Source organism: Pseudomonas cichorii, from assembly GCF_018343775.1.
In the GTDB taxonomy this organism is placed as follows: Bacteria; Pseudomonadota; Gammaproteobacteria; order Pseudomonadales; family Pseudomonadaceae; genus Aquipseudomonas; species Aquipseudomonas cichorii.
In genome coordinates this window covers 957039-972516 of record NZ_CP074349.1, presented here as the reverse complement: position 1 = coordinate 972516, position 15478 = coordinate 957039, and the positions used below count along the sequence as shown (strand labels likewise).

19 protein-coding genes and 1 tRNA gene are annotated in these 15478 nt (G+C 57.1%); 19 read left to right on the top strand and 1 reads right to left on the bottom strand.

Annotation, left to right across the window (positions count from 1 at the left end; genetic code table 11):
• The first annotated feature begins 2 nt into the window (after positions 1 to 2).
• The 6 genes from KGD89_RS04355 to KGD89_RS04330 all read left to right on the top strand — a co-directional run bounded on the left by KGD89_RS04355 (position 3) and on the right by KGD89_RS04330 (position 6514).
• A complete protein-coding gene (locus KGD89_RS04355) occupies positions 3 to 914 on the top strand; it encodes a LysR family transcriptional regulator (protein WP_025258590.1) in 912 nt (303 codons plus the stop codon).
• On the top strand, positions 915 to 1226 hold the full coding sequence (locus tag KGD89_RS04350) for a DUF7693 family protein (protein WP_025258589.1): 312 nt from the start codon (positions 915 to 917) through the stop codon (positions 1224 to 1226).
• 99 nt (positions 1227 to 1325) lie between these two features.
• The gene (gene rfbB / locus KGD89_RS04345) at positions 1326 to 2402 is read left to right on the top strand and encodes a dTDP-glucose 4,6-dehydratase (protein WP_025258588.1); all 1077 of its coding nucleotides are present in this window, start codon (positions 1326 to 1328) and stop codon (positions 2400 to 2402) included.
• Complete coding sequence (gene rfbD / locus KGD89_RS04340; protein ID WP_025258587.1) at positions 2399 to 3304, top strand: dTDP-4-dehydrorhamnose reductase; 906 nt, start codon at positions 2399 to 2401, stop codon at positions 3302 to 3304. The genes rfbB and rfbD overlap by 4 nt, the downstream gene beginning before the upstream one ends.
• Positions 3301 to 4191 (top strand): glucose-1-phosphate thymidylyltransferase RfbA, encoded by an 891-nt coding sequence (gene rfbA / locus KGD89_RS04335; RefSeq protein WP_025258586.1) that lies wholly within the window; start codon positions 3301 to 3303, stop codon positions 4189 to 4191. Before rfbD ends, rfbA begins: the two co-directional genes overlap by 4 nt.
• 328 nt (positions 4192 to 4519) lie before the next feature.
• Positions 4520 to 6514: a putative bifunctional diguanylate cyclase/phosphodiesterase gene (locus KGD89_RS04330; protein WP_025258585.1), complete on the top strand. Its 1995-nt coding sequence runs from the start codon at positions 4520 to 4522 to the stop codon at positions 6512 to 6514.
• A 106-nt stretch (positions 6515 to 6620) separates the two neighbouring features.
• Here the strand turns inward: KGD89_RS04330 and KGD89_RS04325 are convergent, their stop codons facing one another.
• The gene (locus KGD89_RS04325; RefSeq protein WP_025258584.1) at positions 6621 to 8678 is read right to left on the bottom strand and encodes a methyl-accepting chemotaxis protein; all 2058 of its coding nucleotides are present in this window, start codon (positions 8676 to 8678) and stop codon (positions 6621 to 6623) included.
• 662 nt (positions 8679 to 9340) lie between these two features.
• Between KGD89_RS04325 and KGD89_RS04320 the strand changes: the two genes are divergently transcribed.
• The 13 genes from KGD89_RS04320 to KGD89_RS04260 all read left to right on the top strand — a co-directional run bounded on the left by KGD89_RS04320 (position 9341) and on the right by KGD89_RS04260 (position 15448).
• Positions 9341 to 9417: transfer RNA gene (locus KGD89_RS04320), tRNA-Met, on the top strand.
• A gap of 167 nt (positions 9418 to 9584) precedes the next feature.
• Positions 9585 to 10826: a tyrosine-type recombinase/integrase gene (locus KGD89_RS04315; protein WP_025258583.1), complete on the top strand. Its 1242-nt coding sequence runs from the start codon at positions 9585 to 9587 to the stop codon at positions 10824 to 10826.
• A 50-nt stretch (positions 10827 to 10876) separates the two neighbouring features.
• Positions 10877 to 11524 carry a hypothetical protein gene (locus tag KGD89_RS04310; RefSeq protein WP_025258582.1) on the top strand — a complete coding sequence of 216 codons (648 nt, stop codon included), beginning with the start codon at positions 10877 to 10879 and terminating at the stop codon, positions 11522 to 11524.
• Between the two features lie 79 nt (positions 11525 to 11603).
• Positions 11604 to 11873, top strand: a complete 270-nt coding sequence (locus KGD89_RS04305) for a helix-turn-helix transcriptional regulator (RefSeq protein ID WP_025258581.1) — start codon at positions 11604 to 11606, stop codon at positions 11871 to 11873.
• Positions 11873 to 12517 carry a hypothetical protein gene (locus tag KGD89_RS04300; RefSeq protein ID WP_025258580.1) on the top strand — a complete coding sequence of 215 codons (645 nt, stop codon included), beginning with the start codon at positions 11873 to 11875 and terminating at the stop codon, positions 12515 to 12517. The genes KGD89_RS04305 and KGD89_RS04300 overlap by 1 nt, the downstream gene beginning before the upstream one ends.
• 2 nt (positions 12518 to 12519) lie before the next feature.
• Complete coding sequence (locus KGD89_RS04295; protein WP_025258579.1) at positions 12520 to 12816, top strand: helix-turn-helix domain-containing protein; 297 nt, start codon at positions 12520 to 12522, stop codon at positions 12814 to 12816.
• Complete coding sequence (locus KGD89_RS04290; RefSeq protein WP_074569151.1) at positions 12813 to 13502, top strand: Rha family transcriptional regulator; 690 nt, start codon at positions 12813 to 12815, stop codon at positions 13500 to 13502. The genes KGD89_RS04295 and KGD89_RS04290 overlap by 4 nt, the downstream gene beginning before the upstream one ends.
• A 322-nt stretch (positions 13503 to 13824) precedes the next feature.
• Entirely contained in the window at positions 13825 to 14139 is a 315-nt protein-coding gene (locus KGD89_RS04285) for a hypothetical protein (protein ID WP_074569152.1), read from the top strand.
• Positions 14136 to 14420 carry a hypothetical protein gene (locus KGD89_RS04280; RefSeq protein WP_025258578.1) on the top strand — a complete coding sequence of 95 codons (285 nt, stop codon included), beginning with the start codon at positions 14136 to 14138 and terminating at the stop codon, positions 14418 to 14420. Before KGD89_RS04285 ends, KGD89_RS04280 begins: the two co-directional genes overlap by 4 nt.
• Positions 14417 to 14698, top strand: a complete 282-nt coding sequence (locus KGD89_RS04275; protein WP_025258577.1) for a hypothetical protein — start codon at positions 14417 to 14419, stop codon at positions 14696 to 14698. The genes KGD89_RS04280 and KGD89_RS04275 overlap by 4 nt, the downstream gene beginning before the upstream one ends.
• On the top strand, positions 14695 to 14985 hold the full coding sequence (locus tag KGD89_RS04270) for a hypothetical protein (RefSeq protein ID WP_025258576.1): 291 nt from the start codon (positions 14695 to 14697) through the stop codon (positions 14983 to 14985). The genes KGD89_RS04275 and KGD89_RS04270 overlap by 4 nt, the downstream gene beginning before the upstream one ends.
• Positions 14982 to 15194, top strand: coding sequence for a hypothetical protein (locus tag KGD89_RS04265; RefSeq protein WP_025258575.1), 213 nt, complete (start codon positions 14982 to 14984; stop codon positions 15192 to 15194). The genes KGD89_RS04270 and KGD89_RS04265 overlap by 4 nt, the downstream gene beginning before the upstream one ends.
• Positions 15191 to 15448: a hypothetical protein gene (locus tag KGD89_RS04260; RefSeq protein WP_025258574.1), complete on the top strand. Its 258-nt coding sequence runs from the start codon at positions 15191 to 15193 to the stop codon at positions 15446 to 15448. Before KGD89_RS04265 ends, KGD89_RS04260 begins: the two co-directional genes overlap by 4 nt.
• Positions 15449 to 15478 lie beyond the last annotated feature (30 nt).

Sequence of the window (15478 nt, the reverse complement as noted above, 5' to 3'; positions counted from 1 at the left end):
GAGTGAAACTGAGCCTTCGTCAATTGCAGATTTTCTGCGCTATCAGCCAGCATGGCAGCACCACCAGCGCTGCACTGGCGGTATCGCTGTCGCAATCGGCAACCAGCGCAGCATTGAATGAGCTGGAAAGCGCCCTTGAAACCCGACTGTTCGACCGAGTGGGCAAGCGTCTGGTGCTTAACGACAACGGCCACGCCTTGCTGCCTCAAGCCCGAAAAATGCTCGAAAGCGCGCAACAGATCGAAGCCGGCTTTCAGCCCGGCAACGCAGAGATGAAAACCCGCCTGCGAGTCGGATGCAGCACCACGATCGGCAACTATGTACTGCCGCTGATTCTTGGCGAGCTGCGGCAGTCGGCTCCTCTGCTGCAGGTAGATGTCGAGATGGGCAACAGCATGACCATCGCCCGAAAAGTCGCCGACTTTGAAATCGACATGGGGTTGATCGAAGGCCCGTGTCATCTGCCCGAACTCAGCGCCGAGCCATGGCTGGTGGATGAACTGTTGATTGTTGCCGGCAGCCAGCATCCACTGGCCAGGCAAAAGGACGTCACGCTGGGCGATCTGCAGGATGCCGAATGGCTGCTTCGCGAGCCTGGCTCAGGCACTCGTGAAGTCGTCGAGCAATTGCTGCTGAGGCATTTGCATGGCTTGTCCGATATCCGGCAGATCGGCAGTTCCGAAGCCATCAAGCACACGCTGGCTCAGGGCATCGGCATCAGTTGCCTGTCGCGCTGGGTGGTTGCCGATCTTCTGGCATCAAAGCAGTTGAAGACGCTGAGTGGCGATATTCCGCCCTTTACCCGACGCTTTTTCATGATTCGCCATCGGGAGAAATTCATCTCCGTAGGGCTCGAACGCTTCTGGAACAGTTGCAGCCAGTTCGAGGAAAACCGTTTGCAGGGAGTGAAATAGATGCAACCCTTGAGCGCACGCGAGGTTTATCAGCAATTGAGGGACACGGCTCAGGGCATTCATTCCCTGCAATTGGCGCAGCATCTTGACTCAGGGCTGCTGCAAATCACTCTCGAAGACTGGTGCCTGACCCTCGACTTCAGTGACAGGCATCTGCACCATTGCCAACGCTGCCGGGCTCCGGACGGCAGGGAGTGGAACCTGGAAACTCAGCATTACGGTACAGATCCGGTCAGCCTGCTGAGCACCTGGGAGCTGGCACAGATCGAGCGATTGCTGCTTCAGGCCTGCGATAGCGATTTTTCCATGTAAAATGCTGCCTTGTACTATCGTCAGGTCAGCTTGTCCCTTACAGTCGCGACCTCCAGTTGGCGCACTCAAGTCTTGTCAGAATCCAAGGTAAAAACTCTCGTGAAGATCTTAGTAACAGGTGGTGCAGGCTTCATTGGCTCGGCGGTCATTCGCCATATCATCGCCAACACGACCGACGCTGTGGTCAATGTCGACAAGCTGACCTACGCCGGCAATCTCGAATCCCTCCAGTCGGCGGACAAGAGCGAGCGCTATGCTTTCGAGCATGTGGATATCTGCAACCGTGAAGAGCTCGACCGGGTCTTTCGCGATCACCAGCCCGATGCAGTGATGCACCTGGCTGCCGAGTCCCATGTCGACCGCTCCATCAGCGGGCCTTCGGAATTCATCCAGACCAACATCATCGGCACTTACGCGCTGCTGGAAGCTGCTCGCGGCTACTGGAACGGACTGGACGATACGCGCAAGGCAGCCTTCCGCTTCCACCACATTTCCACCGATGAAGTGTATGGCGACCTTGAAGGGCCTGAAGACCTGTTCACCGAGACCACGCCTTATCAGCCAAGCTCGCCGTACTCGGCCAGCAAGGCCAGCTCCGACCATCTGGTGCGCGCCTGGAGCCGGACCTACGGCCTGCCGACGCTGGTCACCAACTGCTCGAACAACTACGGCCCCTGCCACTTCCCTGAGAAGCTAATCCCGCTGATCATTCTCAATGCACTGGAAGGCAAGCCGCTGCCTATCTACGGCAAGGGTAATCAGGTCCGTGACTGGCTTTACGTGGAAGATCACGCACGCGCACTCTACAAGGTGGTGAACGAGGGCGAGATAGGCGAGACGTACAATATCGGCGGTCACAACGAAAAGCAGAACATCGAAGTGGTGCATACCGTGTGCGCCCTGCTCGACCAGTTGCGCCCCGACTCGGCCTTCCGTCCCCATGCCGACCTGATCACTTATGTTCAGGACCGCCCCGGGCATGATCTACGCTATGCAATCGACGCCAGCAAGATTCAGCGTGAGCTGGGCTGGGTTCCCGAGGAAAGTTTCGAGTCCGGCATCCGCAAGACCGTGCAGTGGTACCTCGATAACCCTGAGTGGGTCGCTCATGTGAAAAGCGGTAGTTATCAACAATGGATCGATAAAAACTACGCATCGCGCACCGGGAAAGCATGAAAATACTTCTACTTGGGAAAAACGGTCAGGTCGGATGGGAATTGCAGCGCTCGCTGGCAGTGCTTGGCGAAGTGATAGCGCTGGATAGACATCCTGCACAGACCACTTGCGGCGAGCTCGCTGGCGACCTGGCTGATCTGACCGACCTGCGGGATACGATTCGTCGTGTCCAGCCCCAGGTCATCGTCAATGCCGCGGCCTACACGGCTGTCGACAAGGCCGAGAGCGAGCGGGAAGCGGCACACCGGATCAACGCCCTGGCCAGCCAGGTCATGGCCGAAGAAGCCTGCCAGCTAGACGCTCTGCTGATTCACTACTCGACCGACTATGTGTTCGATGGCACAGGCACAACCGCCTGGAAAGAAAACGATGCGGTTTCGCCCATCAATCATTACGGCGCAACCAAACTCGAAGGTGAGCAGCTCATTGCTGCATCGGGCTGCAAATACCTGATCTTTCGTACCAGTTGGGTGTACGCGGCACGTGGCAACAATTTTGCCAAGACCATGCTGCGACTCGCCAAGGATCGTCCGACGCTCAGTGTCATCAGCGATCAGATCGGCGCGCCCACAGGCGCCGAGCTGCTGGCGGATGTAACGGCAGTTGCCCTGCAACAGACACTGGCGCGCCCGCAACTCGGCGGGATCTATCATCTGGCGCCGGCAGGCGAAGTGTCATGGCATGCCTACGCGCAATATGTCATCGACTTTGCCCGGGCCAATGGCGAGCAACTGGCAGTAGAAGCCGTCAATCCCATCGGGACCGTCGACTATCCGACACCCGCGCAACGGCCTTTGAATTCGCGTCTGGACACAACAAAACTGCGCAGCGCCTTTTCCCTGCACTTGCCGGATTGGCAAAGTGGTGTAACCCGAATGCTCATGGAAACCCTGAATAAATGATCACGACCAACCGTAAAGGCATCATCCTGGCCGGAGGCTCGGGCACTCGTCTGCATCCGTTGACCCTCGGCGTTTCGAAGCAAATGCTGCCGATCTACGACAAGCCGATGATTTTCTATCCTCTGTCGGTACTGATGCTGGCAGGAATGCGTGAAATCCTGATTATCTCCACGCCGGACGACTTGCCTTCTTTCCGCAAGCTCCTGGGAGACGGCAGCCAGTACGGCATCGAACTCACCTATGCAGAGCAACCCAGTCCCGATGGCCTGGCACAGGCTTTCCTGATCGGTGAAGAGTTCATTGGCAAGGATCCATGCTGCCTGATCCTTGGCGACAACATTTTCTACGGTCAGCACTTCTCGGAAAAACTGCACGCCGCCACCCGGCAAAGCAGCGGTGCGACGGTATTCGGCTATCACGTTTCCGATCCCGAGCGCTTTGGCGTGGTGGAGTTCGACGACAGCGGTCGGGCACTGAGCATTGAAGAGAAACCGGCCAATCCGAAATCCAGCTATGCCGTTACCGGGCTGTATTTCTACGATAACCAGGTTGTCGAGATCGCCAGGAACATCAAGCCTTCCGAGCGTGGCGAACTGGAAATCACCGACGTGAACAGGGCCTATCTGGAACAGAAAAGCCTGACGGTGGAAATTCTGGGCCGCGGTTTCGCCTGGCTCGACACGGGCACCCACGAATCGCTGCTGGAAGCGAGCCACTTCGTGCATACCATCGAACAGCGCCAGGGCTGGAAAGTGGCATGCCTCGAAGAAATCGCCTACTCCAATGGCTGGATCACGGCTCAGCAACTGAGTGATCAGGCTGAAAAACTGAAAAAGACCGGCTACGGCCAATACCTGCAAAAGCTGCTGAAACACGGTTCGTTCTGACCCGCAGCGCTCCGCCTCTGCCTTTGGCTGCATCACGTGGCCAAAGGCGATCTCTCTGCAACGCCTTCCTCTTACCATCTGTCCGATGACCGGCACCTCAAGCTCTGAACGCTTGCGGCCGATAACGACATAACCGCGCATTTAAAAACCCCACCCACCACTGCCTTATAGTGATTGCATTTAGCCATCACTTAGATCAAAGATGCATTCAGCCCAGAGCCTTGCATCGCATCTGGCCAGACTCGCTACAGGAATGCAGTCTGCCTTCACTCATGGATCTCACTTCACACACGGACTCCCATAGAAAGTACCTGTCGGGAAAGACAAGATGAACAAGGCCCATCTGAAGGCTGAGCTTCTGCAATACACGTTAGGCAGCAACCTTGCAGGTCTATGGGCTCAACTGATCGCGGCAATCGGTATGGTGCTCTTGGTCCAGACATCGGAAGTCGACCGCGAATGTCACTGGACATGGCTGGCAATCGTCGTGACCACTCTGGGGTGCAGGTATGCCTTGCATCACTACCTGCTCAAAGTCGCCAATACTCCCAGAGGTCAATCGATCGAATGGCTTGATCGAGCCTGGGAGCTTCAGGGAGCCGGCCTGTTTGCCACCGGCTTTCTGTGGGCAGTCCTGATCCTGAGCGAATTCAATACCTATCCACCTGCCCAACAGTATCTGATCACCATGGTGATATCGGCCATGGCAGGCGGTGCCAGCGGAATACTTGCGCCCATGCGCGTGATGGGCCCGGTGTATTTCGGGCTCATGATGCTGCCTGTCTGCTACCAGTTGGCCGTACAGACTCCATCGCAGTGGATACTCAGCGTCATTGGCGTGGCGTTCTATGGCCTGATGCTTGCCGGGCACCGCAACAACTATAAACGGCTGCGCAATTCCATCGAATTGAAGTATGAAAACTCGGACCTGGTCGAACAGTTGACCCAGCGCACCGAGGAAGTGCTCGCCACCAATGCAGAGCTTGAAGAGCGCGTCGCCGACCGAACACGCTCCCTGCACAATCTGGCTCATCACGATCCACTCACCGGCCTGCCTAACCGCCGTGGCCTGATGTACGACTTGAGCCCGCTGCCGGATTCCGCTCCCCAATTGCGCGCCGTTCTGTTTCTCGACCTGGATCACTTCAAGCAGATCAATGACGGGCTGGGGCATGCCTGTGGCGACGAAATCCTTCAGGGCGTTGCGAAGCGTTTGAAATCCCTGCTGCCAGACGGCTCTTCCATCGCCCGCTGGGGAGGTGATGAATTCATTGTCGTGACGCCAGCATTACTCGATATCCGCACCCAGGCCTGGCAACTGGCTGAGAACCTCGGGGAAGCGCTGATAAAGAACTTTGAGGTCGCCTCTGCCTCCCTGCGCATCGGCGTCAGCATCGGCATTGCCATTCAGGGCGACGATGGCGACAACATTGAAACCCTGTTGCAAGCCTCCGACCTGGCATCTGCGGAAGCCAAGCGACAGGGCCGTGGCCGCATCGTGTTTTACGATCAGGAACTGGCGCGCATTCAGCGTCGCAAGCTGGACATCAACATCGCCCTGCGCCAGGCCGTGCATGATGAAAGCCTGTCCCTGGTATTCCAGCCCCTGATCTCGGCAACAACCGGCGAAGTGATGTGCATCGAAGCCTTGCTGCGCTGGAACCCTTCTCTGCTAGGCGCTGTAGGCCCGCAGGAATTCATTCCCATAGCCGAAGAGTCCGATCTGATCGTCGAACTCGGCGCCTGGGTATTGCAGCAGGCCTGCCGCGCAGCCGTCACCTGGGAGAAAACCGGCCCGGAACTGCCGTCGATTGCCGTGAACGTATCCATTCGCCAACTGGTGACGCCGGGCTTCACCCGCTTCGTCGCCCAGACGCTCGCGATAGAGCGTCTGTCTCCTGCCCGCTTGATTGTGGAAGTCACCGAGTCGGTGTTTGACGAAGCCTGGAAGGATCGCATTCTCGAATCGCTGCATCACTTGAGAAAACTGGGTGTGCATATCCACATCGACGACTTCGGCACCGGCTATTCCTCACTGTCCAGATTGCGTGAGCTGCCCATCGATGGCATCAAGATCGACCGCTCATTCGTCGCCCAGCTTGATGACCGGGCACTGGCCGTGGTGGAAAGTGCAGTCCTCATCGCCAAGCGCTTTTCGTTGAAGATCGTTGCCGAAGGGATCGAAACCCATACCCAGGCGCAATGCCTGCATGCAATGGGAGTGGACGAATTCCAGGGTTACCTGCTGGGTAAACCGCAACCCTGGGTGCAGCTACAAAGCATTGCACCCACCTGGATCAACGAGCCTGCATTAGCCGTTTGACGGCCCCACGAGTCAAACGCAAGACCCTGCTCCCCAATGCAAAACACCTCAACCGCCGGACCTGGCGATTGAGGTGTCATTGAGTGAAGCGTTCGGTAAGACCCTATCAACCCAACTGAAAGCGCGCTGTATTGTCGTTCAACGCACGGCTGCCCTTGCTCAGGGTATCGGCCGCCTGATTGACGGCGCGGGCACCCTCGAGCAAACGACCTGCTGCCTGATCCACCTGCTGAATATTGTTGCTGACCTCATCGGCCGTCGAAGCCTGCTCTTCGACCGCAGTGGAAATCTGCACCAGGGTGTCCGTCACGCCTTGCACGGCAGAAGCAATTTCACCCAACCGCAAACCCAGCCCGGTCACGGACTGAGCATCGTTGACCGCCTGCCCACAAGCCGCTTCCATCAGATTGACGGCCTGAGTCACGGTAGAGCGCAAGCTGTCCACAGTACCGGCGATTTCTGCCGTTGAAGCCTGAGTACGCTGCGACAAGCTACGGACCTCATCGGCCACCACCGCAAACCCACGCCCCTGCTCGCCCGCCCGCGCCGCCTCGATGGCCGCGTTGAGCGCCAGCAGGTTAGTCTGTTCGGCAATACCACGAATCGCATCAACGACCGACTGGATCTGCTGACCCTGCTCGCTGACACGCCCCAGAGCCGCAGCCGTATCCGTCAGGCGCTGATTGAGCTGCTGGATGCTGTCAGTGGTACGTCGGCTGTCGCGGCTGCTTTCTTCTGCAATCTTGCGGGTCTGGCGTGCGCTGTCGGAAGCCTGTTCACAGCTTCTGGCCACCCCTTGAGAGGTTGCCGCCAGCTCGGTGGCCGCGGCTGCAATCTGGCTGATCTGATACTGCTGCTCCTCGACTTCACTGAGCGTGCCATTTGACTGGGTATTGAGGGTCAGCACTGCATCACCCAGTTGCCGGGTTTCATGATTGACACCCAACAGGCTGGTACGCAACTGCACCACCGCAACGTTCAGCGCCTTGCTGATTGCGGCCAGCTCGTCACGCCCCTGAACCGAAACCTCGACGCACAGATTACCGTCACGCAGCGACTCGGCGAGCGTGGTAATACCGCTGGCACTGCGGCGAATTGAAGATTGCAGGCAGACGAACAGATAGAGCGCTGCCAGCAGCAGCACACCAAAGGTCACGGCCATCGGAATGAACTGCATGTTGGAAGTATCGCGGTAGTACTCGAGCCTATCGTTCAGAGAAACCAGCGACTGCTTGCGCAACTGAGCCATCCCGCCCAGCAGGGTATCAATGCTGCGCTCGAACTCTTCGGGCTTGAGCTTGATGGTGCCACCGAATACGCCCTCATCCAGCACTTTCAGCTCGGCGTCCAGCATCGCGGAAGTCGCCTTGTATTTTACAGCCCAGGGCTCCAGCTCCGGCGGCAGCTTGGACAACAGCAGATTGCCCGCCTTGTGCATTTGATCCTTGGCATCATCAATGCGACTGCGCAAGTCACGCATCTGCAAACGACTTTGCAGACTGAACTGACCCGTGGCCACGGAAGTTTGGCCGATACTGGCCATACGGCCGATACGCTCGATCAGATCCGGCATCTGCTGAGTGGAAAGCTGCATCAGCATGTAGGTTTCCAGCCAGGGATCGAGGATCAGGCCGCTGTCCATCGCGATCTGCTCACGCAAGGCCTGGGTCAGGCTCAGTGACGCAGTAAAGCGATCATAACCATCCGGCCACCAGCCAACCGTGCGCAACGAAGCAGAGTCCAGGCCCTTCACGGACGCCTGCAATGCCCTGTAACGCTCCATGGCTTCAGCAGTGGCATCTTCCTGCGCCAATTTGGCGCCTACGGCATCAAGTGCCTGGGAGATTTTCTGAACATTCGCATCAAGCTTCGCAATCGCAGCCTTGGCGGCAGGAGTGGGCTCACGAAGAATGTCGGCAGCTTTCCAGCGCGCCGCGTTATCACGCTGAGCCGATAGCTCGAAATCCAGGTCATCGAGAACCAGCAACTGACGCACACCTGACTGTTCGCCCGTAATCACCGCAAGCTTGTTGCGATAATCCTGAGCAATCATCCATACGCTGCCCACCAGAGGCAGCATGAACAACAAGAACAGGACCTGAAACTTACGCGCGAAACCAAAATGCCCCATCAGGCGCATACCTGGTGATAAAAGCCCACTCATGTCCGCCATCCCCCTGTGACACCCTGCAAAAACCGGGTAAACCCGTGCAGATGCCCTTTTTCAAAAAAGCCAAATAGCAAAATGCCATGTTATTGATTTAATGACGATAGCCATCGCTACTCGTTTATCCGAAACGCGAAGTCGTCCATGTTTTAAAGGCACGAAAAGCATCTTGCTCAGTGCATTGCGCGGAACAAAGCAAGATCTGGACCGAAGCAGGCCTTCTTGCAGAAAAACCCCACAAATGACGCAGAAAACTTATCCAAAGCGCATAAAGTGGACGACCTGCGTGGACAACACGGGCCCTGCGGTTCCCTTTGAGGAAAAACGCCAGTTGCCCCACCGACAGAAACACCTTCCAGCATTCGGAAAACCGAATATCAGCCGCTCGAAAACGGCGTTCGCAGCGGCCTGAAAAACGAGTCCCGTAACATGTCACTGGAAGAAACAGTCGAAGTGAATGGCAGGAGGCGCTCTCGACCAACACGCGCCACCGAATGCGAGCAGGTTAGCCAGGCCGCAAGACAAATAGCCGTACCCTCCAAAGCCCCCGAAAACAGAGGCGCTGCAGCAGATCCGAGCTAACCGATTGATCAATCGAAATTATTTTTCATATCGACGCTTGACACATAGTCGTTCTACGCGAATAATGCGCGCCACTTGGCTACATAGCTCAGTTGGTTAGAGCATAGCATTCATAATGCTGGGGTCCGGGGTTCAAGTCCCTGTGTAGCCACCAAGTACCTGTTTATAGATGTCTCCTGATGTCTATAAGCAACCTCAAGAAGCCCGCCTAGTGCGGGTTTTCTTGTTTCTGGCTGTTCATATCTGTTCACCCCTATACCTTCCCGCCGTGTATCCCCCCGTGTATCCTTTCAAAATAATTGAACCGAAGGGATACAAGCCGTGAAACGATCCGAAATCAAGCGCCGCCCGCTCTCCGATACGACTCTGGCGGGTCTTGAGCCGGATCTGAAGGAGTACCGAGAGCTCGACGCCAACGGCCTGTACTTTCGCGTGAAACCTGACGGCCAGAAGTCGTGGCAGCTCCGTTACAAAAAGCCGGACGGAAAATGGTCCTGGCTGGGACTGGGTGGTTACCCAGAAGTCAGCGGGGCGTTGGCCAGGCAGAAAGCTGCAGACCTGCGCACCGATGCGGCCGATGGCAAGAACCCTATGGCCACCAAGAAGGCCCGCAAGGCCATTGAGGTCGAGGCCGCCCAAGATACCTTCGAGGTCTTGGCCAGGGAGTGGCATGCCTCCCGCATCACTTCTTGGGATTCCGGCACCGCGAAGCGGATCATGGGTGCGCTGGAACGGCACGTCTTCCCTACGTTCGGCCAACGCCAGTACACAGGCATTCTGTCTATGGAGTGGATGGAGCTGCTGCGCGGCATGGAGAAGCAAGGCATCCTGGAACAAATGAGCCGGGTTCGTTCCTACTGCAAGGATGTGTACGACCTGGCTCGGGTAACAGGCCGGGCCGTGAATAACCCGCTGGAGGGTGTTCACAAGTTCCTGTCCTCCGGCAAGGCCGAGAACTACGCCCACGTCTCAGTCGAGGAGCTGCCCGCCCTGCTCCGCGCCATTCGATCCTACCCCCATGCCCGCGATGTGAAGCTGGGGCTGCATCTGCTTAGTTTGTTTTCAGTACGCCCCAGCGAACTGCGCGAAGCCCAATGGTCAGAGTTCGACTTCGACAAGCGGATCTGGACCGTTCCGGTTGAGCGCAAAGGTCGCAAGAAGGGCCGGGAGCATCTGGTGCCGCTTAGTCGCCAGGCCATCGAAGCGCTGACAGAGCTACGCACACTGACCGGTGCTTATGCCCTCCTGTTCCCTGGGCGGGGCGATAGGAGCAAGCCACGCAGCAATACCGTGTTCCTGATGGCGCTACGCCGCTTGGGCTACGAGGGCCGACAAACGGGCCACGGTTTCCGACATATCGCCAGCACCGTGCTGAACGAGCATGGATTCGTAGCCGACCATATCGAGGCGCAGCTCAGCCATAAAGCGCCAGGTGTACGCGGCGTCTACAACAAAGCGAAGTATCTCGACCAGCGCACAACCATGATGCAGTGGTATGCGGACTACCTCGACGGGCTGGCGGGTGGCGTGGTTATTCAAGGCGACTTTGGTAAAACGGCATGAGTCGACGGGCAGAAATGCTGCCTTATAGATAACTTGGGAAGTTCACATACATGGATATCACGCAAGCATCAGCCTTCGCTCAAAAACATGACTTGGATATCGATGACTGGCTGGAGCTCACAGAAGTAGCAATAGGACAATTCGGCGCGTATCGAGTTGACAGCTCAGGTGTCTTTTTCCATCCCAACGAGAAATCAGAGGAGCATGGTTGGAGCGCTGAGCAGATCAAGGCAGCAGGCCCTACTTATGCAGTTGATAAAAACGTAAAACCCAGCTCGCTAGCTCTATCCCAAGCTAAGCCGGTATTGGCCAAGGCCCAAAGCCAGAAACAAATGCGGCAAGATAACAAGTCCAATCTTACCTTCCCCTGCACGCCTCAAGAGCTGGTGGATTTTTTCGATAAAGACGTATCGGGAGATCTCTATGGCTGCCTGCCCGAAAACTTCCGAGCGGCTGTCGGTAATCCGCAGTCAATACTCCAAACGCGAAACACAAAAATCCTTTCCACATGTGCGGAGCTTGGATTCGATGCATTGGCGATCCCGTATGGAGGGAAACGCGCAATCAAGGAAAAATGTCTGAATCAGACTGCTGTGAGGTTCACCGACTCCACATTCGACAGCGCATGGAAAGAAGCCAGCAAACTCGGCATAGTCCGCGTCGAAAACCGAGACGCTTACGCTCGAAGACCAAAATAACCCACTTCTCCCACTTTGCATCCCACTACCCCGCCTGAAGGAAGCTGTCTCCCGTCTTCATCCACATCGGGAAACAGATATGAGCAGCATCACTCAGGTAACACCCACCAGCGCCGACGCACGCAGCGCCTACGACCCTGCAACTACAATCATCCGTATGGATGAGCTTGCAGCCATTACCGGCATCAAGCGCCCTACCGTCTATAAGCGCCTCAAAGACGACCCTACATTCCCCCGTCCGGTACCACTGAGCAACAGCAAGTACCGAGGTGCGCCAGTAGGCTTCGTCCTCGCCGAAGTTCAAGCCTGGGTGCGCCAGCGCATCGCACTGCGCGAGGTGGCTGCCTGATGAAAAAGATCAACGAAGGAATTCTTGTTACCAGCGAAGGCCAGCACCGCCTGGCTCGACGCAACAACCTGGTGAACACCTCAGTACTGCAAGCGATGTCGCAACGGTTTGTTATCTCCGACTTCTTCAGGCTCAACGACACCCAGCCCTCGCTACATCAACTTGCTGCTGCCATGGGCAAGCAGTTTCCTGCGAAGTGGCTCGCCCTAGAGAACGTCACATCTCAGCCGGACGACTTCTGGCGCGAATTGATCGCCATGGGCATGGTGGAGCTGGTCAAGGGTGATACTGGACGCCCCGCCAAACTTGCTGAGCTCGGAGGCATTCGCGGCGAGATCGACTACGGCCCAGGTCTGTGGATACGAGAAGAATTGGTACTGCCATGGTCCCGCTGGAGGGATAGCCGCCAGCATCTTCAGCGCAAGTCTCCCCTGACCATCTTCCTGGAAAAGCACCTGTCCCCGAGCACCTTGGCCAAGCCTGCCGCTCAGCACGAAGTCGCAATTAGCTTCGCGGATGAGGTCAGCGCCGCTGAACTGAAAGTGCTGCGCAAGATCGATCAAGTGATGATGGGTGACGGCGTTTCGGCAGCAGAGCGCCGCGAGGTACTGAGCGCACGCATTACCGTGATGCAGGGGGCGTAGGTATGAAAAAGAAAAAGGCCGACCCAAAGGCCAGCCCAAATACATCCGAAGGCCTCAAGAATACCTCCATCAACGCCCAGAACCAACGGTTTATTGAGCGTCTGCGCCAAGGCCCTATGGACACCTTCACAGCAATGCGAGAGCTGAACATCTGCCGGCCTGGTGCCCGCATCTGCGACCTGCGTAACCGGGGTTACCAGATCCACACCGACCGCATCAGCCTCACAGATGAGTGGGGCCGTCAGCACACCGGGATCGCCATGTACACGCTGATGGCTGAGCCAAGGAGCGCCGCATGACTGCCAAGAACATCACAAGCACCGACAACGCCAGCATCACCCTGAGCATGGTCAAAGGTGAAGCTCGTGTTGATACGCGGGTGCTGGCCGGGCAACTGGGCAATCAGCACGACAACGTGACCCAGCTCCTGAAAAAATACTCGGGCGACTTCAAGCAGTTTGGAATACTCCGATTTGAAACAGGAGTAATCAGCGGGCGCGGTCAGCCTGAACAGTTCGCCATGCTCAACGAGGATCAGTGTTACCTGCTGCTGACCTACAGCCGCAATACGGCAAAGGTCCGCGCCCTCAAGATCAACTTGGTGAAAGCCTTCCGCGAAGCCCGCGACCGGGCCAGCGTCACCGACGCCCAATACCTGCCGCTGTACCACAGCATGCATCAGGAGGTTGCCGCGCTGGCGCAGCGGGCCAAGGATCTTGGCAGCAACACGCCAGAGCACGTCTTCCACATCAACGCCAACAAGGCGCTGAATACCGCCATGGGTATTGCGAGCGGTCAGCGCGCCGAACTGGATCTTGGCCAGCGTCTGATCCTGACCACGCTCCAGGCAATCTACCAGCGCCACCTGCGCCAATCCCTGCAGGCTGGCGCTGACCATCGCGAAGCTGGACGCCAGGCCAAAGCGGCGGTGCTGGCCTACATGGAATCCGCTGGCACCCTGTTGCTGGGAGGTGCTGCCGCATGACCAGCCTCGCCCACCTCTCCCCTCAAACCACAAACCTAAAACCGGGGGTTGCAAGCAACCTTGATGCTCGGTATTGTCTGCCCGTCGCTGTAAATCCAGCGAACGGGCTTGGCGGCCCGAACTGTACAAGGCGCAACAGCGCCCCCATTACGATTGCAGGCGCTTTTTTTGTGCCCGCATTCCTGTGTTATGGCGGGTTGCGCAGGAGCACCCTTGGGTGCGCCGGTCTCCTTGTACGCCGGTCCGCCAATCCTGCGCAACCCGCCACCCTATCTGCTTGGCGGCAGAACGTGGCGGTTCCTAAGTACAAGGAGCCTCACCCATGAAACACGCCCTCAATCCGTCCAAAAAATCCGGCACTGTTTGCCGCCCCCAGTCATCACTCCTTGTCAGGCATGTAACAAAAGCCTGCAAGACGCCTCCTACAGCAAAGCCAGCGCTTTCTGGCAATGTTGGTCAAGCCATCAGCCGAAAGCTCACTGACTGCATTTCTACGCTTTTCAAGCGTGCGGCTGCTCATAAAGCCATGGCAATAGCAGCCCTCAGCTCCGACTCCAGCCTGTCGGTAAGGCTGTCTCGCTATAGCCATCACATGAGCATCGCCCGCGCCCTTGAAGCCAACGGAGATGCCCAATGAACACCCCTATCGAAACCCTGCAAGACTGCGCTACTGAAGCCGAGTATCAGCTCATCTGCGCTATGGAACAGACGACCTGGTTGCTTGCCTTGGCTCGCGCTATTCAACTCGCGCACACCCATGGACGTGGTGAGATCGGCGAAGGACTGATTGGGCTGTCCAACTACTTGAGCGATACCTGCTTCGGCAATGTCACGGCAGCGATCCGGGAGTTTAGCGAGCTGTCGCGCCAGCCAGTAGCGCCCACCAAGCTCGACAGCGAGCAAGGCGGTGGCGCATGAGCACAACCAAGCCGCCCAAGATTTCCGCATCGATAAGCGAAAACCACATTGCAGCTCTATCCAACACGTTCGCATTCATGCGGAATGCAGGGGAGTTTGTTCAAGCCGTGTCAGTGCTTTTGGAGGCCGGTGCCGACGGTGATTCGGACATTCCCATGTCAGAGCTTGTTATATCAGGGCTCGCCAAAGGCATGGCCATTGTTGGCGATCAGATCCACGAACGTATCAACAAGGCCGAAGCCTTTGTAGCTGGCAGCATTCAAGGCGGTGCGCAATGAACCGTCTTGCCCCCCTATTGCATGCAGTAGAGGGTGAAATTCTCTCAGATGCATTCGTCAGCCCTGAAGATATGGCGCGGATGAATGAAGCCCGGGCTGCTTTCAGAGAGCTAAAGACAATCCTGTTTGCCCAAGTGGTACCGGCCCTGGGCGGATGGAAAAACCCGCTTGCTGTCGAGATTGAAAGCCGGATCGAGAAGATCACTTTTCGTAGCCAAAACTTCCTGTGGCCACATCGAAACCTTGGCGCCGCCCATTCTGCGACGGATGTCGGAGGTACGGAATGAATCAGCAATCAGACGCTCGCCTCAATACAGACGATGCTCAAGACCTCAAAGAGATCCTGATCCTGCTGGCGCTTGGCTCTGCCGTAATCGCCAGCCCAGGCACGCCCCCGCTGCTCGCCCAGGTGATCGCCGTAATGATGCAGAACACCGCCATGGCTTGGGCCGATCTGCTCGCAACCGAAGCTCAAGACCTCGGAGGTGCAATGTGAGCAAGAAAACCGTCCAGAACTTGGAGAGCATCGCCAGTGAGGCCTGCGATCAATTGGAATGCGCGAGCTACCAGATCTCCTGGTTGAACTCGATTGCATGGGCGATCACTCAGGCGCTGGAAAACAACAGGCCGGAGAATGCTCTACGTCTCGCAGAAGCCGCTCAGTATCTGACTGACGACTACAAATACCAGCTTGAGGGCGAGGTTAAGAGCCTGGCCGAACGCCTTGGCGAATCAGAAATACGCGCCTGACTCATTTCGCTGAATAGCAACCTGGCCGTA

Coding starts and splice junctions, on each gene's coding strand:
- KGD89_RS04300 (WP_025258580.1), top strand. CDS start 11,873: ATGAAAAAGATCAACGAAGGAATTCTTGTTACCAGCGAAGGCCAGCAC.
- KGD89_RS04325 (WP_025258584.1), bottom strand. CDS start 8,678: ATGAGTGGGCTTTTATCACCAGGTATGCGCCTGATGGGGCATTTTGGT.
- rfbA (WP_025258586.1), top strand. CDS start 3,301: ATGATCACGACCAACCGTAAAGGCATCATCCTGGCCGGAGGCTCGGGC.
- KGD89_RS04280 (WP_025258578.1), top strand. CDS start 14,136: ATGAACACCCCTATCGAAACCCTGCAAGACTGCGCTACTGAAGCCGAG.
- KGD89_RS04305 (WP_025258581.1), top strand. CDS start 11,604: ATGAGCAGCATCACTCAGGTAACACCCACCAGCGCCGACGCACGCAGC.
- KGD89_RS04270 (WP_025258576.1), top strand. CDS start 14,695: ATGAACCGTCTTGCCCCCCTATTGCATGCAGTAGAGGGTGAAATTCTC.
- KGD89_RS04330 (WP_025258585.1), top strand. CDS start 4,520: ATGAACAAGGCCCATCTGAAGGCTGAGCTTCTGCAATACACGTTAGGC.
- KGD89_RS04285 (WP_074569152.1), top strand. CDS start 13,825: ATGAAACACGCCCTCAATCCGTCCAAAAAATCCGGCACTGTTTGCCGC.
- KGD89_RS04350 (WP_025258589.1), top strand. CDS start 915: ATGCAACCCTTGAGCGCACGCGAGGTTTATCAGCAATTGAGGGACACG.
- KGD89_RS04275 (WP_025258577.1), top strand. CDS start 14,417: ATGAGCACAACCAAGCCGCCCAAGATTTCCGCATCGATAAGCGAAAAC.
- KGD89_RS04310 (WP_025258582.1), top strand. CDS start 10,877: ATGGATATCACGCAAGCATCAGCCTTCGCTCAAAAACATGACTTGGAT.
- KGD89_RS04295 (WP_025258579.1), top strand. CDS start 12,520: ATGAAAAAGAAAAAGGCCGACCCAAAGGCCAGCCCAAATACATCCGAA.
- KGD89_RS04290 (WP_074569151.1), top strand. CDS start 12,813: ATGACTGCCAAGAACATCACAAGCACCGACAACGCCAGCATCACCCTG.
- rfbD (WP_025258587.1), top strand. CDS start 2,399: ATGAAAATACTTCTACTTGGGAAAAACGGTCAGGTCGGATGGGAATTG.
- KGD89_RS04265 (WP_025258575.1), top strand. CDS start 14,982: ATGAATCAGCAATCAGACGCTCGCCTCAATACAGACGATGCTCAAGAC.